We start from the raw sequence: 25106 nt of genomic DNA, 5'->3' as shown, positions 1-25106 counted from the left end.
TATTGAATTTAATATTTAACATTTTAAAATTATGCAGCATTCCACTCTGCTTCAGTGTCTACTTCAATCCAACTGTTATTGATCCTTACTGGAAATGTACGTAGGTTTTCATAAGCTGGGGCAGTTAATGCTTCTCCAGTGAGCAGTGAAAAACGAGCGCCATGTAATGGACAAACAATCACATCTTGTTCTAATTTTCCGCTAGAAAGCTCAGCGTCTTCATGGGTACATTTGTTCTCAATCGCATAATAACGACCATTAATATTGAAAATTGCAATAGATACCTCATCACTCACTATTGTGCGGCAAGTACCTGATGGAAAGTCTTCTACTGCGGCTACATCTACCCAATCACTCATGATTTATCTCCTAAAGCATGCCCAGTTGCAGTTTTGCCGCTTCAGACATGTTGTCACGGCTCCAAGGTGGGTCCCACACTAACATCACTTCTACAGCGTTAACTCCAGGCACACAGAGCAGTGTTTCCCTGACTGTTTCTGGAAAGCTTTGCGCCACTGGACAGTTGGGCGTAGTAAGCGTCATGGTAACGTTGACCCTTCCTGATGCTTCTGTCTCAAGCTTATAGACTAAGCCAAGGTCGTATATATTCACAGGAAGTTCTGGGTCGTATATTGTCCGCAACATTTCAATGAGTCGCAACTCAAGTTCCTGTTTACTTGGAGGCTTACTTTGCTGTTGTTGATCTGCAAATTTTTTCCAGTCAAACATCATATGATACTCACAATCTATTTCATTCTGTAGAGACTGGCTCAGTGGTGTTTTTTAATGCAGCTTGCATCGTATGCCAAGCCAGTGTTGCACATTTAACACGCTGAGGAAAAGCCTGCACGCCAGCTAATACAGTTAACTTTCCCATTGCATCTGGTACGGCAACACCAGTCACTAATGCTTGAAAGTCTTTTAGCATATTAAGCGCCTCACCTTCATCCTTCCCTTTTAGCGACTCAGTCATTAGTGACGCCGATGCTGTAGATATCGCACAACCAACGCCTTCAAAACGAATATCACTAATAACGCCGTCTTTCACTATCATGGCGAGTGATATTTTATCTCCACACAGTGGATTGTAGCCTTCGGCCTTTCGGTTTGCGTGTTCTAACGGCCCGTAGTTTCGCGGTTGGCGATAATGATCAAATATTAGGTCTTGATAAAGCTCTCGAAGATCATTCATTATTTGAACACCTCCTTCACTTGATAAATAGCCTCTGCTAATTTATCAACTTCACTAATAGTATTGTAAAGTGCGAATGATGCCCTTACAGTGGCAGGAACACCAAACCGCTCCATCAGTGGCATCGTGCAATGATGGCCTGTGCGTACTGCGATACCTTGTCTATCGAGAAAAGTGCCAATATCGTGTGGATGAAGTCCTTGCAATACAAATGACAGAATACCTGTTTTATTGGATGCATTACCGATGATACGTAACCCAGGAATTTCAGAGATTAATTCAGTGGCATAGCGTAATAGTGCTTGTTCATGCCCTACGATTGCATCAAAACCAATGCTGTTCAGATAATTTGCCGCAGCACCTACACCAACAACCCCTGCAATATTCGGCGTACCCGCTTCAAATTTATAGGGTAGCTTATTGTAAGTAGTAGCCTCAAAGCTGACTGAGCTAATCATATCCCCTCCCCCTTGATATGGTGGCATATCATCCAAGAGCGCAGATTTACCATACAATACGCCGATTCCAGTTGGGCCATATAGTTTGTGACCAGAGAAGGCATAGAAGTCGCAGTCTAAATCTTGAACATCGACGGGTAAATGTGCTATGGCTTGTGCGCCATCTAGCAATACGGGAATATGGTGAGCATGTGCGGCATCAATCATTCTCTTTACTGGATTAATCGTCCCAAGCGTATTGGAAACATGCGTGATTGCTACTAGCTTAGTACGCTGGCAAAGTAATGCATCATAAGTGTTACGATCTAACTCACCTGCATCATCCACTGGTATCACACGTAGAATGGCGCCAACTTGCTTGCATAACATCTGCCAAGGCACAATATTAGAATGATGCTCCATGCCACTGACAATAATCTCGTCACCAGCTTTAAATCTACTTCGACCATAGCTTTGTGCAACTAAATTAATGGCTTCTGTCGTGCCCCGCACAAATATTATTTCATGTGCGTATTGGGCATTAATTAAGTGTTGTAGTGCAACTCGGGCATACTCAAATGCCTCTGTTGCACGCTGACTTAATGTATGGATGCCACGATGCACATTTGCGTTATCGTAACGATAATAGTGATTTTCTGCCTCCATCACTGTATAAGGCTTTTGTGTGGTGGCGGCGTTATCCAAATAAACGAGTGTTTTACCATACAGGCGTGTTTGCAGTATTGGAAAATCATGTCTCCAACGCTGTACATTAAGGTGATTTTTAATGTCTGACTCAAGCGAACTATGTGTATGGGCGTTCATTTTAAACTCACCTATTTTTATAGTAACTCCTTGACCATGTCCCCTTGAGGCAAACGGTCTAGCAGAAGATGCTCAATGCGTTGACGTAAGTACGGGGTGTTTATTCTGTTAATAATGTCATTAGCAAAACCATAAATAAGCACTGAACGTGCCGTATCGGCATCTAGGCCACGGGAGCGTAAATAAAATAAACCTTCATCACTTAGCTGACCTACTGTAGCCCCATGCGTGCATTTCACGTCATCTGCAAAAATCTCAAGTTGTGGCTTAGTATCTATTTCAGCTTGTTTAGAGAGTAGTAAATGATGGTTAGTCTGATGAGCATCCGTTTGATTAGCGCCATGATGAACGATGACTTTACCGTTAAATACGCCTCTAGACTCTCCATCAAGTATGCCTCGATAATATTCACGGCTAGTACAGCATGGTGCTATATGGTCAATACGTGTGTGATGGTCTACATGCTGCTTATCATCTAACAGGTATAGTCCATCAAAGGTACATAAACATCCTGTTTCATTCAGGCTAGAGGTAATATCGTTGCGAACTGAGCGCCCACTAAATACAAATGATCTAGAAGTAAAACTGCTGTCTTTTGATTGCTCTGCGTGAACCCCAGCAATATGCAAGGCCGCAGGTCCTTCTTGAATAAGTTTGCAATGTTCAATTTTTGCACCAGCGCCTACGTTGATTTGTGTGATTGCGTTGGTAAAGTTATGTGCATCAAGTGTGCCCATATAATGCTCAATGACAGTAGCACTTGAGTTTTCCCCTGCCATCACGATAATGTGTGGATAAATCGCCACGCCGTGCCCACTAGCAATCAGAAAAAGGTAGATTGGCGTTTCCAACACAGTGTCTGGCGCAATTTTCAGCACGGCACCGTCAGTGACAAAAGCATTATTCAATGCTGCAAAAATGGTATGTTCATGCTGCTGACTAAACAGTGACTCAGGTAGATTAGCATCACCATCAAGCATGTCAGCCAAGCTACTTAACTGTACACCATCGGGTAAATCATCAATCGTAGATAGTTCTGAATCAAAATGACCATTCACAAACACCATTAAATGCATCCCTTCACCAGACAATGCCCATGCCAGCAACTTTGCCTCTGAAGGTGCATCTGGTGGAATATTGTCGGGAGCTAGCGAGCCACGCTTACTAATCAACGATACATCCGTGTATTTCCACTCTTCTTCGCGTTTAGTAGGGAAACCATGCTCAGAAAAACGTTTGAATGCCGTTTTCCTAGCTGCCAATATCCAAGGCGAGTCATGCCCAGCTAACGCATCTGGCACTAGCGATAGCTCAACATTCTGCCAAGATTGTGGTTGCACATGCATTGATGCCCCCTAAGCGATTTGTTTGATTAAATCTCCAGTTTCAAGCCAATTGTATCCATGGCGCTCTAAGTCTTTAGCCAAATCAGCGCCGCCAGATTTGACGATACATCCCTGTGATAGTACATGCACAGCATCTGGCACAATATAGTCTAATAAACGCTGGTAATGAGTCACAAGGATAATGGCTCGATCAGCCCCTCGCATATCGTTTACACCGTCAGCAACGAGTTTTAGCGCGTCGATATCAAGTCCAGAGTCTGTTTCATCAAGAATAGCTAGCCTTGGCTGCAATATATTCAGCTGTAAAATCTCGTTACGCTTCTTCTCACCACCAGAGAAGCCCTCATTCACCGCACGTAACAATAGAGCCTCATCCATGCCTACCCGTTTCATTCGCTCGCGGACCAGTGTTAAAAAATCCATCGCATCAAGTTCTGGTAAGCGATGATATTTGCGTATGGCGTTTAATGCGGTTTTAAGAAACAGCGCATTGCTAACGCCTGGTATTTCAACTGGATACTGAAAAGCTAAGAACACACCCTCGCATGCTCTGCGCTCTGGTGACATGGCTAATAAATCGCGTCCAAGATAATGCACACTACCAGCTGTTACCTTGTAAATCTCTCTACCAGCCAGAAGCTGAGCTAATGTACTTTTTCCAGAGGCATTAGGGCCCATGATGGCATGCACTTCCCCTGCTTTTACATCAAGGTTAATGCCCCGCAATATTTCTTTGCCATCAATACACACATGCAGATTCTTTATCGATAGCATGATGGTTCTCCTAACCTGTACTACCTTCTAAGCTAACCCCAAGCAATTTTTGTGCTTCTACAGAAAACTCCATTGGCAGCTCTTGAAACACAGCCTTACAGAAACCGCTGACAATCATGGATACTGCATTTTCAGGTGATATCCCGCGTTGTGTGCAATAAAACAACTGCTCTTCGCCAATACGTGAGGTTGAGGCCTCGTGCTCAACCTTTGCACTTGGGTTCTTTACTTCAATATATGGAAATGTATGTGCACCACAATGCTCACCTAACAATAGCGAATCACATTGCGTATAGTTACGTGCATTTTCTGCGCCTGATAATACTTTAATCAGACCTCGGTATGTATTTTGACCATAACCAGCACTAATCCCTTTAGAAAGCACCGTGCTTTTAGTATCGCGACCAATATGAATCATCTTAGTGCCTGTATCAGCCTGCTGATGATTGTTGCTTAAAGCAACAGAGTAAAACTCACCCACTGAACCATTGCCGCGTAAAATTACACTTGGGTACTTCCAAGTAATCGCCGAGCCAGTCTCTACCTGAGTCCATGAAATATGTGATTTTTCACCTCGGCAATCACCACGCTTCGTCACAAAATTATAAATACCGCCTTTACCCTCTTTATCACCAGGGTACCAGTTTTGAACAGTCGCATATTTGATACGTGCCCCTTCCAATGCAATGAGCTCTACCACCGCTGCGTGTAATTGATGCTCATCTCTCATTGGCGCAGTACAGCCTTCTAAATAACTCACGTAAGCATCTTTGTCGGCAATAATAAGCGTACGCTCAAATTGACCAGTATTCTTTGCATTAATCCTAAAGTAAGTAGAAAGCTCCATTGGGCAATGTACACCAGGCGGAATGTAGCAAAATGACCCATCACTAAATACAGCAGCGTTGAGGCTTGCAAAGAAATTATCGGTGTATGGCACCACTGAGCCAAGATATTGTTTTACTAAGTCAGGGTACTTTTGTACTGCCTCTGAAAACGGACAAAAAATAATACCAAGCGTGGATAGATTTTGTTTAAAGGTCGTTGCAACAGAAACACTATCAAATACAGCATCAACCGCCACACCAGCCAACATTTTCTGCTCTTTTAATGGAATCCCTAACTTTTCGTATGTGCGTAATAGTTCAGGATCAATCTCTGATAAATCGCGCGGACCATTTTTCTCTGATTTAGGTGCAGAATAATAGTAAGCATTTTGATAATCAATAGGTGACCAATCCAGATTAGCCCATCGTGGCTCAGAAAGTGTTAACCAATGCTGATAAGCTTTTAAACGCCACTCCAGCATAAATGCTGGTTCGTTTTTTTTAGCAGAAATAAGCCTGATAGTACTTTCATTCAGACCAAGGGGGATTGTGTCAGCCTCTAGCTGAGTGTAAAAACCGTGTTGATACTCACGGTTAATTAGCTCGTTTAACTGTTGGGTAGTAGTCATATAAATACCACCACTTGATTGTCTAGACCGCTCTAAGTAGTGCCTAAATCAACTATTTGGCGGTGATTTAGCAGATATAAACAACACTGTAAATTACTGCCACACAAAATGTGACTTATTAAATCCAACTTAAGTTCAATTTGGCTATTCCGAATATAAAACAACTAATTTAGTTAATGATTGTCATATCACTGTGCAAATTAAAAAAAGAAAAGGAAATTTTTTCATGAACCAACTAGACTTGACCAATAAGCAATGTACACCATGCCAAGGTGGGGTTTCACCAATGACTAGTGAAGTTGCTAATAAGTACCTACCTTTAGCGCCAGGGTGGGAGCTACGAGACGATGCAACAAAAATCAAGAAAACATTTAAATTTAAAAACTTTATTGATGCCTTAGCACTAGCGCAGCAAGTTGGAAATCTTTGTGAAAAAGAAGGACATCACCCAGACATTACTATTGGTTGGGGATATTGTAGCGTTGTCTTCCAGACTCATAAAATTAACGGACTGCATGAAAATGACTTTATCATGGCATCTAAAGTAAATACCCTAGTCGATAATCAGATCACTACATAAACCAACGCTTAGCTAAAATTATTAAGCAAAAAATTCAATGTGATTACTTAACTTTAACAATTATCTTATTGATTATATTAATCTAATTCAACCACACCATCAAAGCTAACATTAAGGTTCAACGCGCCTATTCCAAGGATCATTTTTACTGGCAATTTCTCGTTACCATGTAGTTCACGCTTGGCGCATGCTTGCGCCACAGCCTGCTCAATTTCTCTCTGGGAATTAATACCCACCATTTTCAAAAACTGGCGAATGCTCATATTGAAAGTATCGTTGTTCATATTAAACTCCACATTGAATGGTTGAATTATTGATGACACATACATAGAAAAATCTTTAAATACTCAATCTTAGAACCCTATTACTCCTAATAAGTTTGCAATTGAATCTATGGTGAGATCTGGTTTAATGGTCGATGCATCAGCATAACTCTGGCGGTATTTCCCTGTTTTTACTAAAACCCCTTTTAGGCCAACTTGTTGTCCACCGCCCACATCTACATCAATATCATCACCTACCATCATCACATCAGAAGGCATAAGACCCATATCATCAAGTGCAATTCGAAAAAAGTCAGAAGATGGCTTACCAATAACCATTGAATTAACTCCGCTTGCATACTCCAGCGCCTTAACAAAACCACCTATGTCCATTTGTAGCCCTTGTTCGGTTTGCCAAAATTTATTTTTATGAATGGTGATTAACTTAGCGCCATTCATCAGCGCATTAAAAACGTCATTCAGTAACGCATAAGTCCAAGCATTACCAATATCGCCAATCACAATATAGTCGGGGTTAGCCTCTGATTGTGGAAACTCATTAAAGTCTTGTTTAACATCTTCGGCTAATAATAAACGGCATACAGGGTGATGTTGCTTCCTTAAATAAAGCAAGGTAGCCTGAGGCGCACTGATGAGCTCATTTGCAGGGATATCAAAGCCCAAGGCATTGATTTTTTTGTGTAACGTAGCTAATGATAATGTGCTGGTGTTAGTAACAAAACGGCAAGGAATACCACTAGTGCGTATTGCTTTGATTGTATCAACTGCCCCTTCTATGGGGCTGGTGCCAGTATAAAGCACACCATCTAGATCAAATAAAATACCTTTAATTGATAGCGAATTGTTCATATTTGGCTTCACCTCCACACTAGGTTAGCAAATGATATCAATGACGATAGACACAACATGAAGCAATAAAAGTCTATTCACACATCAATAATATCGCAAAAATACGCAAATTAAGTGTCTTATTAAACCAAGTCGTGTAGTTTTAAACCAAAGACTGTCGTTAAGCTAAAGAGAATTTAAACCAACAGTCTCATCTAGACTAATGGTTGGATGGTGAGAATAGAATAAGGTTTTAAATGGATAGCCATCAAGAAGCATAACTTATGCGATCTACAAAGCTATGCTTCTATCAGCTATTTAGGTATCAGCTATTTGGGAATTAACGATTGTTAAAGAACGCAATGTTCATTGCTCTGTCATTTACAAATGTAATTTCAGTTTCTTTGTAAGTACGTTTTGGGTCATATTTCACGATGTTTTTGTAGTACCACATTTCAACTTTAACTGGTTTAGATTTACTTTCATCGGCACCAGCCTTGAGCATTACTGTATTAGCACCAGATGGCTTAACTGACATTTCCTTTTTAAAAGGTACGCCTAACTTATCGGTGATTACTTTTTTAGTTTTTCCGCTAAATGTATTCAAAAACTCATTCTCAGTGTATGTTTTAGGAGGCGCAGCATGCGTCACTGACATTGAGGTGGCCAAAAAAGAAGCCATCGCGACGGTTAACAATAATTTCTTAATACTAAATTGCATATCTATCTCCATAATTAACGCTTTATTATCTCATTTATCGGTGCTTTAACAAACGTCTCACTGATTAATTGGTTTACTACTAAATCGTAATTTTTAATCCATCGTAGCCAACAAACACATTATCAGGAAGCTGTGCACTGAGTGCAGTGTATTCCAACTCATGCGTCATATGAATCAAGTACGTTGCTTTCGCCCCTATCTGACTAAGGAAAGCAAGGCTTTGTTCCACATTGATGTGGCTATAGTGTGGGGTAACACGCAAACAATCTAATAACAAAACATCAACATCTTTCAAAAGTGCCATCGATGTATCAGGTATAGCAGATACATCGGTTAAATATACTAAGTTACCAATCCGGTAGCCATATATATCACTATGTCCATGCTTGATTGGAATCGGTGTGATGACTTGGTTAAATAATGTGAAAGGTGCAACAACTGGATTTACTTTCAGAATGGGTAAATCCCAAAAATCACCAGCTTCACGCAACGTATAGCCAAACTTATCTGCGATATGTCGCATTGCATCAGGACTGCCATATAGCGGAATTTGACAGCGCTGTTTTTGACAGTAAGCGCGCAAATCATCAATACCATGTAAATGATCAGCGTGTGTATGTGTGTAAAGCACGGCATTCACATTCATCAAACCTTCTCTCAAAGCTTGATGACGCAAATCTGGCCCTGTATCGATAAGAATCACGTTGCCATTATCCAACGTGATAGCACTTGAGCAACGCGTTCTATGGTTACGTTTATCTGTAGAGACGCAAGTATTGCATTGGCAGCCAATCATTGGCGTACCAGCACTTGAACCTACCCCTAACATTGTTAATTGCATTGACAACCTTTATCTGTGATGTCTGCGTCTACAATTTCATTATGCACAGAAATTTAGACAAATTAGTGCTTAGCATGCTTAAACAAGCGGAAGAAATTCTCCGTCGTAGCTGCAGCAAGTTCATCAAAAGAAATACCTCGTAGATTAGCAACCTCCTCAGCCACATGCTTGACATAGCTCGGCTGGTTTGTCTTTCCACGATAAGGCGTTGGCGCTAAATAAGGTGAGTCAGTTTCTACCAGAATTCGATCTAATGGCACATGCTTAGCCACTTCTTTAATGGTCTGTGCATTTTTGAAGGTGATGATGCCAGAGAATGAAATATAAAATCCTAACGCAATCGCCTCTAATGCAACGTCCAAGCTTTCTGTAAAACAATGCATCACGCCACCCACTTGCTGTGCGTTTTCTTCTCGCATAATACGCAAGGTATCTTCTGGTGAGTTTCGTGTATGAATCACCAACGGCTTACCAGTGGCAATCGCAGCGCGTATATGCGTACGGAAACGTGTACGCTGCCATTCTAGGTCACCTGTCAGTCTAAAGTAATCTAAACCTGTTTCACCGATGGCAATCACTTTAGGGTGATTGGCAAGTTTGATTAACTCATCGACGGTAGGCTCCTGAATGTCCTCATAATCGGGATGAACACCCACAGAAGCATAAAAATTTTCATTTTCCTCAGCGAGTGCCAACACTTGAGGAAAATCAGGTAAAGTCACCGAAATACATAAGGCATGCCCTACCTGATTATCCTGCATAGCCTGTTTAATGGCAGGGAGGTTAGCTAGTAGCTCTGGAAAATTAAGATGGCAATGAGAATCAACAAGCATGGTTTTCAACTAAATCGTATGAGTAGCACGTAATGATTTAAGCGCGTTACCTAAAAGTCCCTCTATTTTAGTGCGAGCTTCTAAGCCACCGCTTTTTTCATTAAACTGCACACCAATACCCTGTGGTTTATTTCCTTGAGTATTAGGCGTAATCCAAACGACGTTGCCAACCACCTTCAGTTTGACAGGGTCATCAATTAAGCTAAGTAACATAAATACTTCTTCGCCCATTTGAAATGATTTCGTTGTTGGAATAAACAAGCCGCCGCCCACTAAGAAGGGCATGTATGCTGCATATAGGGCCGCCTTTTCCTTGATTGCCAGTGACAAAACACCTGGTTTAGGCGCAACAGTGTTGGCATTTTTAATTTCGTCTTGTATATCTTCAGCCATAATTAAACTCTTTTGAAGGACTCTGCTTAATGATTTGTTTTATTTACCTAACAAAACAAATTGAAACTAAAAAATTTTGGTGTACTCAAGTAGAAGGCCTTCCATCTGTAACTCATGATTCAATGGATGTGAGGCTAATTTCCTTAACTCGTTCATTCTTTTATACATATCGAATAACCTGCTTAAGTTTACCTTGTCCGCCAAAGCTTGCAAAGCGCTGATGTACTGCAAATGATAGCGAACCTGCTGTCCCAACTTAATAGCAACCATATCATATATCCATTTTTGAATCGCAATCACACCAGTTTCAGCTGAATTGGCAATTAACAAAGGTGCTAGCACATATGGTTCCAGTTTTGGGCCAAGCGCAAGATGCTTCCAAATTTCAGACAGTTGATCAAATTGCATTTGTTCAGAAAGTACTTTAATTGGTGATCCCTCTAGATAGGCTAATTGTTGTTTTGCATTTTTTACGCCCTGCTCCTCCAACCACCCGAGTGATTGCTCCTCATTTGGCACAGGCATGTTTATTTTCTGGCACCGACTAATAATGGTCGGTAATAGTCGCTGCAATTGATGAGCTACTAAAATAAAAATCACACCAGAGGCAGGTTCTTCTAGCATTTTAAGTAATGCATTTGCAGAGGCGACATTTAATGCTTCAGCAGGATGGATTAAAACAATACGCATACCACTACTTTGATGACTTGATAAGCTTAAAAAATCACTTAAATCTCGAATCTGCGACACGGAAATTTGTGTTTTTTTCTTAGTTTTTTTACTAGATACGGTATCATCAGATTCAGCATCTTGTTCTGGGGTCAGCAAACGAAAGTCAGGGTGACTATCATCATTAAACCAGTGACAGCTAGCACATGTTTTACATGCACCTCCATTTGGCATTTTATTTAAACACAATAGCGCTTGACTAAAACTGCATGCGAAATTGTACTTACCAATGCCTGCCCTCCCATGTAGCAGAATAGCATGAGGCAAGCGTTGACTATCATGTACTAAACGCTCCCATATCTGGGATTGCCATGGGAAGATCTGAGCATCATTCATAAAGAGGCTATCGCTTCCGCCACAGACTTCGCAACTTCTGCTAGCGGTTGATTACTATCAATGACTCTGAATCTTGCTGGGTTTTGCTGTGCGCGCTGCAAATAGGCATTGCGAATGCGTGTGAAGAAATCAGCTGACTCTCTTTCAAACTTATCTGGCGTACGTGCAGCTGACAACCGTTGCATGCTGACTTCAACAGGTACATCAAATAGCAATGTCATATCAGGTTGCAAGCTATCTTGCACCCAGTGTTCCAAAAGCTCAATTTTTGAAGCGTCTACGCCTTTAGCGCCACACTGGTAAGCATAGGTTGCATCTGTGAAGCGATCAGACAGTACGCAAGCTCCGCGCGCTAACGCAGGCTTAATCACCTGAGCAATATGCTCACGCCTAGCTGCAAACATTAACAAAGTTTCAGTTTCTGGATGCATAGCCTCATGCAGCAGTAGCTCTCTCAGGCGTTCACCTAGCTCAGTACCGCCTGGCTCACGCGTTGAAACAACTTCTACGCCACGAGCACTCAGTAACTCAATAATACTAGAGATATGTGTGCTTTTACCCGCACCATCCATCCCTTCTAGGGTAATAAACTTAGCATTCATATTTTTATTTTTTCAACTGATAACGCACTACTGCACGGTTATGTTCATTCAGGTCATTAGAAAAAGCATGGCTACCATCACCTTTGCCTACAAAATAAAGTGCTTTGGTTTTAGCTGGGTGCAAAGCGGCTTCAATTGCAGCGATACCAGGCATTGCGATTGGTGTTGGTGGTAAGCCGCTTCTTGTATAAGTGTTATAGGGCGTATCCGTTAATAGATCTTTTTTTCTGATGTTGCCGTTAAATTGTAAGCCCATTCCATAAATAACCGTTGGATCAGTCTGTAATCGCATGCCAAAACGCATTCTGTTGATAAAAACACCAGCAATCATTGGACGCTCACTGGCTTTACCTGTCTCTTTTTCAACAATTGAAGCCATAATCAAAGCCTCATAGCTATTTTTATACGGTAAATTTTCTTCTCGGTTTTGCCATGCTTTATCAAGCTTAGCCTGCATCGCATCGTAACTGATTTTCAATAATGCTATATCTGTCGTATGGCGATTGAAATAAAAAGTATCAGGGAAAAATAGCCCCTCTGGCGCATTGTATGTCGAGCCAAGTAATTGCATAATCTCACGGTCAGATAAGCTGGTAATAGTTTGCTTTACTGCATCATTATTTGCCAGCTTCTCGCGCATCTGCGCAAACGTACGTCCTTCAATAAAAGTGACGCTTCCTTGTGTAGCCTTGCCGTAATTGAGCGAGAGTAACAGTTGATAAGGTGAAATATTTTTATTTAAGGTGTAACTACCCGCTTGTAAATATTGTTCTTTATTTAAAAGCTTGGCAATCAACACAAATCGCCATGGCTCACGTAATACGCCTTGTGCTACCAACTGGTTCGCAATACTTCGGAGCCCGCTATTTGGCGCAATCACAACCTCCTGGCTACTAGGTTGCAACTTTAAAGGAGCAATAGCGTAGTACACCAACCAGCCGACCATCAATAAAGCAGCAATTAAGCAGATCAGAAGCCATTTTTTAATGCGTTTAACCATGAGTCAGTATATTTCTAATTGTAGAAGCCAACGATTGCTGCTCCCATGTTTGATTACCTATTGCCGTTACCTGAAATGCGCCATATAGGCTATTACAGACAATCACCTCGTCTGCACTCAATAGCTCCGGCAATGTTATTGTTACTTCGCTGCAATTCAAACCGAGTAGGCTTTCTAAACCAAGTATTCTTTGCCTAGTGATACCAGCAACACCGCACTGGCTTAAATCTGGCGTGTATAAATGGCTACCTACACGGGCAAAAATATTACTCATTGTGCATTCAATCACATTGCTTTGCATATCCATCATGAGACCATCAAAAATAGATTCCTCACGCCACTCCATACGCGCCAATATATTTTCCAGGCGGTTAAGATGTTTAATGCCAGCAAGTTTTGGTTGTAAGGCTAAACGAGTGTCACACAAATGCAGACGTACACCACTTAAATAGTGGGCATCCAGATAAGTCGGCATGGATGATTTAATCAATACGCGGGTCGGAATGGTGACTGCAGGTGGCGCATAGCCGCGCTCACCCTCACCTCTAGTAATAATGATTTTAGCAACAGAGACTTCGCCATTATCAAATTCTTCTATCGGAAATAGTTGCTGAATATCAGACATTAACAACTCTGCACTCGGGCAAACAATCCCAATCACAGCACAATCCGCCACTAATTTTTGATAATGAAAAGGCCAGCTAATTGGTTGACCATCTCTAATTTTCATGGTCCTAAATACACCGTCACCGTAGGTAAAGCCACGGTCTGCAGCTGAGATTACTTGATCAAAACTGCCGTTTATTAAAGATGTGTGCTGATGGATCATAAGTTGTAATTAAACCATACGGGCCATAAATACACTACCTAAAACAGTGAATAAAAAGCCCGCAGTGATCACCAATGCGGGCTTAGATATCAGCAAGTTAATAGAAAGTTACACTTTTTTAAACACCAAACTACCGTTGGTTCCACCAAAGCCAAAGTTGTTTTTCAGTGCGTATTCAATCTTCATATCACGTGCAGTGTTCGCACAATAATCTAAATCGCAATCTGGATCTTGGTTAAAAATGTTAATAGTAGGTGGAGATAACTGATGATGGATTGCGAGTACGGTAAACACGGACTCCAAACCACCAGCGCCGCCAAGTAAATGACCTGTCATCGATTTAGTCGAGTTCACTACAAACTTGTAAGCATGGTCACCGAATGCAGCTTTAATTGCGTTAGTTTCATTAGTATCACCAAGTGGTGTTGATGTGCCGTGCGCGTTTACATACTGCACGGCATCTGGGTTAATTCCTGCGTTCTGCATTGCATTGCGCATAGAACGGCGTGGACCGTCCATATTTGGGGCCGTCATATGATAAGCATCCGCACTCATACCATAACCGCTTAGCTCTGCATAAATTTTCGCGCCGCGTTTTTTCGCATGCTCGTACTCTTCCAGCACCATGACGCCGGCACCCTCACCAATGACAAAACCATCACGATCCTTATCCCAAGGGCGACTTGCAGTTGCAGGATCATCATTTCGTGTTGAAAGTGCGCGTGCAGCGGCAAAACCACCTACGCTTAAACGTGTGATTGCAGCTTCTGCACCACCAGCAATCATTACATCTGCATCACCGTACTCAATCATACGTGAAGCATCACCAATCGAATGCGTACCAGTAGTACATGCAGTGACGATAGAAACGTTAGGGCCTTTAAAGCCAAACATGATACTCAGATTGCCTGAAATCATGTTAATGATAGTACCTGGGATGAAAAATGGCGATATTTTGCGCGGTCCAGACTCTTTGTAAAGCACATCAGTGTCTTCAATAAGTTGCATACCACCAATGCCAGAGCCTATTGAAACACCAATACGTTCAGCATTTTCTTCGGTAGCAACTATGCCCGAGTCTTTAACTGCCTCAATAGCGGCAGCGAGGCCGTATTGAATGAAAGTATCCATACGTCTCGCATCTTTTGCAGTGATAAAGTCTTCAGGGTTGAAATTTTTCACCTCACCTGCGACGGTTGATGAAAATGCACTCGCGTCAAACTTAGTAATTTGCGTAATGCCAGATTTACCGGCAACTAAATTATCCCAAGCAGTTTTAACACCAATACCAACAGGCGAAACAACACCAAGACCAGTTACTACAACTCTACGTTTAGACATACAGGATACCTCTAAGAATTCTTTACTATGTGTATTACATTAGCCGCCAACCAGCCACGGCCACACTTTACAACAAGGACTATCTCGGTTTCTATATTACCTGCGTCTTCCGAAGTCACTTATCCATTGAAGTATAAGGCCACTTTTAAAAAAGCGTTTTAAGACGAGGTTTAGGAAACAAAAAGGCAAAAGGCAGCAAGCTCGGAATGAGCAAACTGCCTAATTGTGAATTTATTTGAGGTTAGTATTGATGTAATCAATCGCTAATTGAACTGTAGTGATTTTTTCTGCTTCTTCATCAGGAATTTCGCAGTCAAACTCTTCTTCTAGCGCCATTACCAACTCCACTGTATCAAGTGAATCAGCACCTAAGTCATCTACAAATGATGATGCATTTTTAACATCAGCTTCATTTGCACCTAGTTGTTCAGCAACAATTTTTTTAACACGTTGTTCGATGTCAGACATCTAAATACCCCTTAATATAAAAAATAGCTTAAATATAAAAAATAGTTCAGCTAAGGCAGCATTCTACCAAAACTCAACGATAATACAAAAAACTTAATTAATAGTAGCAAATCTACTGGCGTCTTTATATAAAAAGATCATTAAACCATTAACATCCCACCATTTACATGGATTGTTTCGCCAGTAATATAAGCTGCACTAGGTGAAGCCAGGAACGCAACAGTTGCTGCAATTTCTTTTACTGAGCCTAATCTCCCTAATGGAATGCGTGCAAGCATTTTATTGGTGATATCCTCAGATAGCTCTGCTGTCATATCCGTTTCAATAAAACCTGGCGCCACACAGTTTACAGTAATTCCACGACTTCCAACCTCTGCCGCTAATGATTTCGTAAAGCCAGTCATGCCTGCTTTGGCCGCAGCATAGTTAGTTTGACCGGCATTACCCATGTGACCAACCACAGATGAAATGCTAATAATACGCCCTACGCGCGCCTTCATCATTGGGCGCAACACTGCCTGACTCATGCGAAATACAGAAGTTAAATTGGTGCTGATAACCGCATCCCAGTCATCATCTTTCATGCGCATAAGTAAAGTGTCGCGCGTAATGCCGGCATTGTTAACAAGTACGCTCACATCACCATATTTTTCGCCAACCGCTTTTAACGTGGCCTCCACTTGCGCTGCATCATTCACATCTAAAGACATTCCCTCGCCTTGAATACCGGCAGCAGTTAATGTCTCACTAATGGCTGACGCACCTTTCTCTGAAGTTGCGGTACCGATGACGATTGCGCCTTGCTTACCCAACTCTAAAGCAATAGCAGCACCAATGCCGCGGCTTGCGCCTGTGACTAATGCAATTTGACCAGCTAACATAAGCGACCTCTTATAATTTTTTAAAGTGTATTTTTGAATTCAATTAATGCGTCGTTACTTGTTAAAGCAACGCATGGCAATTCGGTAACGATGCGTTTAGTTAGCCCAGCCAACACTTTGCCAGGACCACACTCTGCTGATTGTGTAATGCCTTGTGCTGCGATATACTGCACGGTTTCAACCCAGCGTACTGGGCTATACAACTGACGCACCAACGCGTCTTTTATTTTATCACCATCATTGTAAGCCACAACATCGGCATTGTGTACTACGGGAATTTGCGGTGCGTTAATCGTCACACTCGCTAAATAGTCAGCCAGTCTAAGTGCGGCCGGGCGCATTAGCGCACAGTGAGACGGTACACTTACTGGTAAAGCTAGTGCACGCTTGGCGCCTTTAGCTTTAGCGACCTCCATGCCGCGCTCTACGGCGGCTTTGTTACCTGCAATCACAACTTGTCCTGGTGAGTTTAGGTTAACCGCTTCCAGTACGTCGCCTTGTGCAGCTTCAGAACAAACGGCACGCACAGCATCATCATCTAGCCCTAAAATTGCAGCCATTGCACCGACGCCTGCAGGAACAGCGCTTTGCATCACTTCTGCGCGATATCTTACTAGCGGCAATGCATCTTTAAATGACAGCACGCCAGCGGCTACTAATGCCGTGTACTCACCCAAGCTATGCCCCGCTACTACTGATGGCATTTGATCTGATACAGCCTGCCATGCACGCCATGCAGCTACACCTGCTGTAAGCATAATAGGCTGAGTGTTAGTGGTATCGTTAATCAGCTCATTGGCTTCAGTTGCCATTGCCCAAAAATCCACACCTAAAACATCGGATGCTTCCTGGAATGTATCACGGATAATTTTATTATCACCAAAACCGCTCATCATACCTACTGACTGTGAGCCTTGGCCTGGAAAAAAGAATGCTGTTTTTTTCATAAATTACTTTATATTATCTATATAGTTAATTGAATATTAGTACTTAATTAGTGCAGAGCCCCAGGTGAATCCTCCACCAAAAGCTTCCATCAGTATCACGTCTCCGCGCTTGATGCGACCATCTTTTACTGCTGTATCTAGTGCTAAAGGAATAGAAGCTGCTGAGGTATTACCGTGCTTATCTACAGTCACCACTACACGATCCATACTCATGTCTAACTTTTTAGCAGTCGCCTGTAATATACGAATATTAGCTTGATGTGGCACTAGCCAGTCGATATCAGACTTTTGCATATTATTCGCAGCAAGTGTCTCATCAACAATCTGATCCAAAGTATTGACTGCCATTTTAAATACGGAATTTCCTTCCATTACGACAGTATCAGGCTTATCTTCATTACGCGGTACATGGAGCATGTTTTCGTATCTTCCATCCGCATGTAAATGCGTAGAGATAACACCCTGCTCGTTAGATGCCTGTAAAATCACAGCTCCAGCTCCATCACCCCAAAGAATACAATTGCCACGATCCGTATAATCAGTGATGCGCGAGAACGTTTCGGCACCAATCACTAACGCACATTTAACACCACCAGCTTTAATGAAATTATCAGCGGTTGCAAGCGCGTAAACAAAGCCACTGCAAACGGCTTGAATATCAAATGCGGGGCATCCAGAAATATCTAATTTCTTTTGCACCATCGTAGCTACACTTGGAAAGACCTTATCTGGTGTGGTAGTTGCAACAATAATTAGGTCAATATCGCTTGCAGTAACTCCAGCACTTGCTATCGCATTTTTCGCTGCTTGAAACGCCAAGTCACTTGTAAACTCATCTTTTGCGGCAATGTGGCGCTCACGGATGCCAGTGCGTGTAAAAATCCATTCATCGGTGGTATCTACCATACGCTCTAAATCAGCATTGGTAAGCACTTTGGTTGGCAAATAACTACCGGTACCTGCTATACGAGAAAATATCATTGCATATCCTGAGAGTGTTTTACAGCCGAGCCTTTTACAGCAGCACTCGGTTGTAAATGTTCAATTTCCAGCTGCTCTGTAATGCGGCGCAACACCCCACTACGAGCCTCTTCTATCGCTACATGAATTGCTGAGAAAAAGGCAACTTGATCTGCGCCACCATGACTCTTTACCACAATGCCGCGCAAGCCTAAGAAGCTTGCACCATTGTAACGACGTGGATCTAAGCGCTTTTTAAAAGCTTTGAGTACAGGCATCGCGCAAAGCGCCATTAGTTTAGTCAACCAGCTTTTTTTGAACTCTTGAGTTAAGAACTTACCCATCATGTGAGCTAGGCCTTCCGTGGTTTTTAATGATACGTTACCAACAAATCCATCACAAACCACTAAATCTGTAGTGCCCTTAAAGATATCATCACCTTCAACATTGCCATAAAAGTTTAAGTGACTTGCTTTAAGTAACTCACCTGCCTGCTTAGCAACCTCATTACCTTTAATGTCTTCTGAGCCGATATTGAGTAAGCCTACCGTCGGACGCTCTTTATGCTCTACGCAACTTACCAGCATTGCTCCCATAATTGCAAACTGATAAAGATGCTCAGCGGTACAATCAGCATTTGCACCTAAATCTAGCATATAGGTGTTACCCTTTTCACTAGGTAACGCCGAAGCGATTGCTGGACGATCAATACCTGGTAAAGTTTTTAATACAAAACGAGCTGTTGCCATGAGTGCACCTGTGTTACCGGCACTCACGCACGCATTAGCTTCACCACTTTTCACTAAATTAATGGCAACTCGCATAGACGAGTCTTTCTTATTTTTTAGCGCACTTTGTGGAGATTCATCCATGGTGACAACTTCTGTTGCATGATGAATGCGCAAACGAGGGTTAACTGCTGCTTTATGTGCTTTGAGTTCAGCTTCAATTGCATCAGTCAATCCGACCAGCACAACATTTAGCTGAGGATCTGAATCCAATGCTCTTAATGCTGCTGGCACTGTGACGTGGGGGCCATGATCACCACCCATTGCGTCAATTGCAATTGTAATATCCATTACTTTTTTCTCGACTTAAATAGTAAGGTTTTAATTGACATATGTTGCCGATTTGACAACAAGATTAATATGGCTAAACCATTAAAACATAACGCCGCTCCAAACAAATGGAGCGGCGTTATGTTTCCTGTACTGCCTAAGAAATCAATCTAAACCAACATTGTTAGTGAGATTGTTAGCCGAGTAAAATTACTCGCCTTTTGATGGCAATACTTTACGGCCACGGTAGTAGCCATTAGGACTAATATGGTGACGCAAGTGTGTCTCGCCTGTAGTTGGCTCAACTGCTAATGGTGGATTTGTCAAAAAGTCGTGCGAACGGTGCATACCGCGCTTTGAAGGTGTCTTTTTGTTTTGCTGAACTGCCATAATAAACTCCAATAAAATGATTAAAACATCATCTCAATTACTTGTAAATCGATGCAATAAAATGAATAACGCATCACTAATTTAAGATTACACTAAATAACTAACCCGTAATGATAATACAAAACATAAGTTTTGTCAGCCAATAATGTATATTTTACGATTTAATTAAACCCTTTAATGCGGCAAATGGATTAGGTTTCTCACCACTTTGCATTGTGACTGGAGCGCAGTCATTGTCGTGGACAGGTGCTATTGGTAGTGCCAGTATCACCTCATCTTCGACAAGCAGTTTCACATCCATTTCCTGACTCGCTTCTTGCAGATCAAAATCATCACCAATTGACGCTTCTACATCATCCAGCGGACTAGCCTCTACATCACTGACTAAATAGTGAAAGTTGAGTGCAAGACTTAAAGGCATAGGTGATAAGCAACGCTGACAAGAGGTGATTAGGCTTGCATTTAACGCCAAGTGCAAATAACACTGACCCAGTACATTTTTCTCACCAGTTAAAGTAAAGCTCACATGCCTCTCTTCATTATCGCTAGCAACATCGGCATGCTTTTTAATCGCACCGGCCTCTGCAAACTGAGACTCAATTAGCTCACTCAATCTAGGGAAATCCGTTAGCGGAAGACTAACCTCCAAGCGCTCACCACGTGCTGCAAAAGCAAGGTTGTCAATTATAAAGGTTTGATTAGTCATATTTCTGTTCTTGAGTTAATGAGTAAGATTAAAGTTTGTAAAATTATCCTAGATAATTTGCAATAGATGTTAACTATTATAGTATCGAGCGCAATTAAACAGCGGATATCAAGCGCTCAGAGCATCTGCATTTACAACTCGTCAGAATAAATCCATATAAAATTTGACAAGGCTTTAACCAGTATAAAGATCTAAAGACAATGAAAATCACTTTTAGCGCTTAATTCGGCGCTAAAATTTGCGCTAGGGATTTAGCAATCAAGGCTCCCATGTTACAATTGCATCGATTTTGTAACGTTATTTAATAAAATTAAGGCTTACCTACGTGTTCAAAAAAATTCTAGTTGCTAACCGCGGTGAAATTGCAGTGCGTATTGTGCGCGCATGCTCTGAAATGGGCATCAAATCAGTTGCGATTTATACAGATGCAGACCGCCAAGCTTTACATGTTAAAAAAGCAGATGAAGCATATCATATTGGTGCAGACCCTGTTGCAGGCTACCTCAATGCACATAATATTGTGAATCTAGCCGTTGCTGCGGGCTGTGATGCATTACATCCTGGCTATGGATTTTTGTCAGAAAACCCAGAATTAGCTGAGATTTGTGAACGTCGTGGCGTTAAATTTATTGGCCCAAACGCTGATGTAATTCGTCAAATGGGTGACAAGATTCAAGCACGTAACGCAATGACCAAGGCTGGCATTCCATGCACACCTGGTAGCAATGGCAATTTAAAAGACCTTGAAGAAGCGGTTACGCTAGCCAATAAAATTGGTTATCCAATTATGCTTAAAGCAACGAATGGTGGTGGTGGTCGTGGTATTCGTCGCTGTGATAGTGAAAAAGAATTATTAGGTAATTACGATCGGGTGATTAGTGAGGCAAGTAAAGCTTTTGGTAAACCTGAGGTGTTTATTGAAAAGTGCGTAGTTTCCCCGCGTCATATTGAAGTTCAAGTGTTGGCTGACTCACAAGGCAACGCCATTCATTTATTTGAACGTGACTGCTCAATACAGCGCCGTAACCAAAAATTAATTGAAATTGCACCATCACCTCAACTCTCTCAAGCGCAGCGTGAATATATTGGTGGATTGGCAGTAAAAGCAGCTAAGGCAGTTGGATACGAAAATGCAGGCACTGTTGAGTTTCTGCTTGATTCTGACAATACCTTCTATTTCATGGAAATGAATACACGCTTGCAAGTGGAACATACTGTGACGGAAACGATCACAGGTATTGATATTGTTCAGGAGCAAATTCGTGTTGCTTATGGCTTGCCTTTGCAGTACAAACAAAAAGACGTGTCCTTTAGGGGTTACGCAATGGAGTTCCGCATTAATGCGGAAGATCCAAAAAATGGATTCCTGCCAAGTTTTGGTAAAATTACAAGGTATTATGCGCCAGGCGGCCCTGGTGTGCGTATGGATGCAGCGATATTTAGCGGTTATGTGATACCGCCATACTATGACTCTATGTGTGCAAAACTGACAGTATGGGCACTCACATGGGAAGGTGTTATTGAACGTGGTCGTCGAGCGCTAGACGATATGATTATTTATGGTGTCAAAACCACTATTCCTTATTACCAAGAGATTCTTAAGCATCCTGAGTTTAGGGCTGCAGAGTTTAATACCAGTTTTGTAGAAGCACACCCTGAATTAGCGAACTATGCTAATGAAATCCCGCCCGAACTGATTGCGGCAGCGATTTCAGCGGTGATTGCTGCGCATGAAGGTATTTAACAAGATTTCCAAGTATTAAAAATTAATTTTAACCTTTGAATTGATAGATTAAAAATATGGCAAAAGTATCTGTTACTGAACTAGTTTTACGCGATGGGCATCAGTCGCTTATTGCAACTCGCATGCGTACTGACGATATGCTACCGATTTGTGCAAAGCTTGATGCGATCGGTTTTTGGTCGCTTGAAGCTTGGGGTGGTGCAACATTCGATGCATGTGTACGCTTTCTCAGGGAAGATCCTTGGGAGCGCTTGGCTAAATTACGTAAAGCACTTCCAAATAGCCGCATTAAAATGTTATTGCGCGGTCAAAATTTACTAGGTTACCGTCACTACTCAGATGATGTTGTGCGTGCATTTGTTCAGAAGTCTGCAGACAATGGTGTTGATGTTTTCCGCATTTTTGACGCAATGAATGATTTACGTAATATCAAAACATCTGTAGAAGCTGTTAAGCAGCTTGGCAAACATGCCGAAGGTGCTATTGCTTATACAACTAGCCCAGTACATGATGTTACTTACTTTGTAGGCTTGGCAAAAGAACTCGAAGCGATGGGTTGCGACACGATTGCGATTAAAGACATGGCCGGTTTACTAACACCTCAAAGTACAGGTGACTTAGTCAAAGCTTTGCGTAGCTCAGTGAACCTGCCAATTCAATTACACAGCCATGCAACTTCTGGCTTATCTGCAATGAGCCTGCTAAAAGGTATTGAAGCCGGTGCAAGCATTATTGATACATGTAACTCTTCTTTTGGTGAAGGTGCGAGCCACTCTTCTACAGAAAGTTTAGTAGCTGCATTACAAGGCACAGAATACGACACGGGCCTAGACTTGGGTGCGCTACAAGAGATCACAGCTTACTTTAGGGAAGTACGTAAGAAATACTGGCAGTTTGAAAGTGAATTCACTGGCGTTGATACCCGAGTCTTAGTGAACCAAATTCCTGGGGGCATGATTTCAAACTTATCTAACCAATTAAAAGAGCAAGGTGCTCTGAATAAAATGGATGAGGTATTGCTAGAAATACCAAGAGTACGTGAGGACTTAGGCTATCCTCCATTGGTGACGCCAACTTCTCAAATTGTAGGCACGCAAGCTGTACTTAACGTCATGACTGGCGGGCGTTATAAATCAATCACGAATGAAGTTAAAAACTACTTCCTCGGGCAATACGGAAAAGCACCGGCAGCTGTTAATGAAGTTATTAAGCAACAAGCGGTTGGTGACGCAGAAGTAGTAAACTGTAGACCAGCTGATTTGTTAAAGCCAGAAATGGCTAGGCTGACTAATGAAGCCGAACGTTTTGCTAAATCAGAAGAGGATGTGCTGACTTATGCTATGTTCCCAGATATTGGCCAAACTTATCTACAAGAGCGCAATGCTGGTTCATTAACGCCTGAAGTGTTGTTAGATAAAAATACTATTCAATCTAGTGGTCCAAGATTTGCGCCGAATGAGTTTAAAGTGACCTTGCATGGTGAAACATTCCATATTAACGTTACAGGCAGTGGCCATGCAGGTGAAGAGCAGCGCCCTTACTTTGTGTCGATTGATGGTATCGCGGAAGAAGTGATTGTAGAAACACTCAGTGAAATTGAGATTTCTAACGATGGCTCAGCAAGTAGTGGTAGCAAAAAGAAACTTGCTAACAATACAAGTAGCGGTCGCCCTCGTCCATCACATGCTGGCCATGTGACAACATCAATGCCAGGTACAATTGTTGCTGTTAAGGTAAAAGTTGGCGACAAGGTAAAAGCTGGCGATGGAGTACTGGTAATTGAGGCCATGAAAATGGAAAACGAAATTCAAGCATCGACTACCGGCGTTGTCGTTGCCGTGCACGCTGTGAAAGGTGATACAGTGACTCCTGATGAATCTTTACTTGAAATTCAACCAGAATAACGAATGTATTAATTAACAAACCAAGCCGACGGATATCTACTGTCGGCTTTTTTATTAGCTTTATTGACCATGCAAAATAATTTGATATTAGCCTCATCTTCAATCTACAGACGTGAGCTATTAACACGTTTACAAATTCCCTTTAATTGCATTTCACCAGATGTTGATGAAACACAACTAGAAGGTGAATTGCCCCAAGATACCGCCTTAAGACTAGCTAAAGATAAGGCAATAAAGATAGGCGCTACCCATGCAGATGCTCTTATTATTGGATGCGATCAAGTGGCAACACTCGATAACATACAATTAGGTAAGCCATTGAATCATGATAATGCAACCAAGCAACTACGATTAATGCGTGGCAGAGAAGTTATCTTTCATAGCGCATTATGTCTATACAATGCAAGAACAAAACATATGCAAGCGACCGTTGTGCCTTACATTGTGCAATTTAGAAACCTAACCGATGCGCAAATTGAAAGTTATCTTTTAAAAGAACAGCCTTATCACTGCGCTGGCAGTGCAAAATCAGAAGGACTGGGCATTGCAATAATCGAAAAAATGACAGGTGAGGATCCCAATGCATTGATTGGCTTACCTTTGATTGCTTTAATCAATATGCTTAACCAAGAAGGCGTGTCAGTGATATAAATGAATAAATGTTCTTAACTGTTGCCAGATTTACCCACTCTCACCAAGAA

Annotated in this window: 29 protein-coding genes; 4 read left to right on the top strand and 25 right to left on the bottom strand. The window is 41.8% G+C overall.

The features are described from left to right. Positions 1–29: 29 nt before the first annotated feature. Genes A391_RS0107520 through sufB form a run of 7 tightly spaced genes read right to left on the bottom strand, consistent with a single transcriptional unit; the run spans position 30 to position 6030 of the window. Positions 30–359: a Rieske (2Fe-2S) protein gene (locus A391_RS0107520; protein WP_019898459.1), complete on the bottom strand. Its 330-nt coding sequence runs from the start codon at positions 357–359 to the stop codon at positions 30–32. Between the two features lie 10 nt (positions 360–369). Next, positions 370–732 carry a DUF59 domain-containing protein gene (locus A391_RS0107515; RefSeq protein WP_019898458.1) on the bottom strand — a complete coding sequence of 121 codons (363 nt, stop codon included), beginning with the start codon at positions 730–732 and terminating at the stop codon, positions 370–372. A 19-nt stretch (positions 733–751) separates the two neighbouring features. Continuing rightward, positions 752–1192, bottom strand: a complete 441-nt coding sequence (gene sufU, locus A391_RS0107510; RefSeq protein WP_019898457.1) for a Fe-S cluster assembly sulfur transfer protein SufU — start codon at positions 1190–1192, stop codon at positions 752–754. Beyond that, positions 1192–2454 carry an aminotransferase class V-fold PLP-dependent enzyme gene (locus A391_RS0107505; RefSeq protein ID WP_019898456.1) on the bottom strand — a complete coding sequence of 421 codons (1263 nt, stop codon included), beginning with the start codon at positions 2452–2454 and terminating at the stop codon, positions 1192–1194. Before A391_RS0107505 ends, sufU begins: the two co-directional genes overlap by 1 nt. A 17-nt stretch (positions 2455–2471) precedes the next feature. After that, the gene (gene sufD, locus A391_RS0107500; protein WP_019898455.1) at positions 2472–3800 is read right to left on the bottom strand and encodes a Fe-S cluster assembly protein SufD; all 1329 of its coding nucleotides are present in this window, start codon (positions 3798–3800) and stop codon (positions 2472–2474) included. Between the two features lie 9 nt (positions 3801–3809). Then, complete coding sequence (gene sufC, locus A391_RS0107495) at positions 3810–4574, bottom strand: Fe-S cluster assembly ATPase SufC (RefSeq protein WP_019898453.1); 765 nt, start codon at positions 4572–4574, stop codon at positions 3810–3812. A gap of 10 nt (positions 4575–4584) precedes the next feature. After that, on the bottom strand, positions 4585–6030 hold the full coding sequence (gene sufB / locus A391_RS0107490) for a Fe-S cluster assembly protein SufB (protein ID WP_019898452.1): 1446 nt from the start codon (positions 6028–6030) through the stop codon (positions 4585–4587). 226 nt (positions 6031–6256) lie between these two features. On the opposite strand from sufB, the gene A391_RS0107485 reads away from it, so the two are divergent. Beyond that, positions 6257–6610, top strand: a complete 354-nt coding sequence (locus A391_RS0107485) for a 4a-hydroxytetrahydrobiopterin dehydratase (protein WP_019898450.1) — start codon at positions 6257–6259, stop codon at positions 6608–6610. 77 nt (positions 6611–6687) lie between these two features. Here A391_RS0107485 and A391_RS0107480 read toward each other — a convergent pair whose 3' ends face one another. The 18 genes from A391_RS0107480 to A391_RS0107395 all read right to left on the bottom strand — a co-directional run bounded on the left by A391_RS0107480 (position 6688) and on the right by A391_RS0107395 (position 20757). Beyond that, positions 6688–6894, bottom strand: coding sequence for a DUF6494 family protein (locus tag A391_RS0107480; RefSeq protein WP_029144060.1), 207 nt, complete (start codon positions 6892–6894; stop codon positions 6688–6690). A 69-nt stretch (positions 6895–6963) separates the two neighbouring features. Beyond that, positions 6964–7743, bottom strand: a complete 780-nt coding sequence (locus A391_RS0107475) for a TIGR01458 family HAD-type hydrolase (RefSeq protein WP_019898448.1) — start codon at positions 7741–7743, stop codon at positions 6964–6966. Between the two features lie 319 nt (positions 7744–8062). Further along, positions 8063–8443, bottom strand: coding sequence for a hypothetical protein (locus A391_RS0107470; RefSeq protein WP_029144059.1), 381 nt, complete (start codon positions 8441–8443; stop codon positions 8063–8065). 79 nt (positions 8444–8522) lie between these two features. Further along, positions 8523–9284, bottom strand: a complete 762-nt coding sequence (locus A391_RS0107465) for an MBL fold metallo-hydrolase (RefSeq protein WP_019898444.1) — start codon at positions 9282–9284, stop codon at positions 8523–8525. 62 nt (positions 9285–9346) lie between these two features. Then, positions 9347–10117 carry a TatD family hydrolase gene (locus tag A391_RS0107460; protein WP_019898442.1) on the bottom strand — a complete coding sequence of 257 codons (771 nt, stop codon included), beginning with the start codon at positions 10115–10117 and terminating at the stop codon, positions 9347–9349. A 9-nt stretch (positions 10118–10126) separates the two neighbouring features. Further along, complete coding sequence (locus A391_RS0107455) at positions 10127–10510, bottom strand: PilZ domain-containing protein (protein ID WP_019898441.1); 384 nt, start codon at positions 10508–10510, stop codon at positions 10127–10129. A 66-nt stretch (positions 10511–10576) separates the two neighbouring features. Next, complete coding sequence (gene holB, locus A391_RS0107450) at positions 10577–11575, bottom strand: DNA polymerase III subunit delta' (protein ID WP_019898440.1); 999 nt, start codon at positions 11573–11575, stop codon at positions 10577–10579. Next, positions 11572–12177 carry a dTMP kinase gene (gene tmk, locus A391_RS0107445; protein WP_019898439.1) on the bottom strand — a complete coding sequence of 202 codons (606 nt, stop codon included), beginning with the start codon at positions 12175–12177 and terminating at the stop codon, positions 11572–11574. The genes holB and tmk overlap by 4 nt, the downstream gene beginning before the upstream one ends. Positions 12178–12181: 4 nt before the next feature. Continuing rightward, positions 12182–13177 carry an endolytic transglycosylase MltG gene (gene mltG / locus A391_RS0107440; RefSeq protein WP_019898438.1) on the bottom strand — a complete coding sequence of 332 codons (996 nt, stop codon included), beginning with the start codon at positions 13175–13177 and terminating at the stop codon, positions 12182–12184. Continuing rightward, on the bottom strand, positions 13170–14006 hold the full coding sequence (pabC, locus tag A391_RS0107435) for an aminodeoxychorismate lyase (protein WP_019898436.1): 837 nt from the start codon (positions 14004–14006) through the stop codon (positions 13170–13172). Before pabC ends, mltG begins: the two co-directional genes overlap by 8 nt. 108 nt (positions 14007–14114) lie before the next feature. Then, a complete protein-coding gene (fabF, locus tag A391_RS0107430; RefSeq protein ID WP_019898434.1) occupies positions 14115–15347 on the bottom strand; it encodes a beta-ketoacyl-ACP synthase II in 1233 nt (410 codons plus the stop codon). Positions 15348–15578: 231 nt separating this feature from the next. After that, the gene (gene acpP / locus A391_RS0107425; RefSeq protein ID WP_015832083.1) at positions 15579–15815 is read right to left on the bottom strand and encodes an acyl carrier protein; all 237 of its coding nucleotides are present in this window, start codon (positions 15813–15815) and stop codon (positions 15579–15581) included. Positions 15816–15955: 140 nt separating this feature from the next. Then, positions 15956–16696 (bottom strand): 3-oxoacyl-ACP reductase FabG, encoded by a 741-nt coding sequence (fabG, locus tag A391_RS0107420; protein WP_019898433.1) that lies wholly within the window; start codon positions 16694–16696, stop codon positions 15956–15958. Between the two features lie 20 nt (positions 16697–16716). Further along, complete coding sequence (fabD, locus tag A391_RS0107415) at positions 16717–17643, bottom strand: ACP S-malonyltransferase (RefSeq protein ID WP_019898432.1); 927 nt, start codon at positions 17641–17643, stop codon at positions 16717–16719. Positions 17644–17679: 36 nt separating this feature from the next. Beyond that, positions 17680–18624: a beta-ketoacyl-ACP synthase III gene (locus tag A391_RS0107410; protein ID WP_019898431.1), complete on the bottom strand. Its 945-nt coding sequence runs from the start codon at positions 18622–18624 to the stop codon at positions 17680–17682. Next, positions 18621–19682, bottom strand: coding sequence for a phosphate acyltransferase PlsX (gene plsX / locus A391_RS0107405; RefSeq protein ID WP_019898430.1), 1062 nt, complete (start codon positions 19680–19682; stop codon positions 18621–18623). The genes A391_RS0107410 and plsX overlap by 4 nt, the downstream gene beginning before the upstream one ends. A gap of 189 nt (positions 19683–19871) precedes the next feature. Beyond that, on the bottom strand, positions 19872–20051 hold the full coding sequence (rpmF, locus tag A391_RS0107400) for a 50S ribosomal protein L32 (protein ID WP_015832088.1): 180 nt from the start codon (positions 20049–20051) through the stop codon (positions 19872–19874). Between the two features lie 154 nt (positions 20052–20205). After that, positions 20206–20757: a YceD family protein gene (locus tag A391_RS0107395; protein ID WP_019898429.1), complete on the bottom strand. Its 552-nt coding sequence runs from the start codon at positions 20755–20757 to the stop codon at positions 20206–20208. 325 nt (positions 20758–21082) lie between these two features. Between A391_RS0107395 and A391_RS0107390 the strand changes: the two genes are divergently transcribed. From A391_RS0107390 to A391_RS0107380, 3 genes are all read left to right on the top strand, one after another. Beyond that, the gene (locus A391_RS0107390; RefSeq protein ID WP_019898427.1) at positions 21083–22501 is read left to right on the top strand and encodes an acetyl-CoA carboxylase biotin carboxylase subunit; all 1419 of its coding nucleotides are present in this window, start codon (positions 21083–21085) and stop codon (positions 22499–22501) included. A 56-nt stretch (positions 22502–22557) separates the two neighbouring features. Further along, positions 22558–24405 (top strand): sodium-extruding oxaloacetate decarboxylase subunit alpha, encoded by a 1848-nt coding sequence (gene oadA / locus A391_RS0107385; protein WP_019898425.1) that lies wholly within the window; start codon positions 22558–22560, stop codon positions 24403–24405. A gap of 69 nt (positions 24406–24474) precedes the next feature. Beyond that, positions 24475–25056, top strand: coding sequence for a Maf family nucleotide pyrophosphatase (locus A391_RS0107380; RefSeq protein WP_019898423.1), 582 nt, complete (start codon positions 24475–24477; stop codon positions 25054–25056). The last annotated feature ends 50 nt before the right edge of the window (positions 25057–25106 follow it).

Origin of the sequence: Methylotenera mobilis 13, from assembly GCF_000384255.1 — a bacterium.
Lineage (GTDB): Bacteria > Pseudomonadota > Gammaproteobacteria > Burkholderiales > Methylophilaceae > Methylotenera > Methylotenera mobilis_B.
This window is presented reverse-complemented; position numbering and strand designations above follow the sequence as displayed.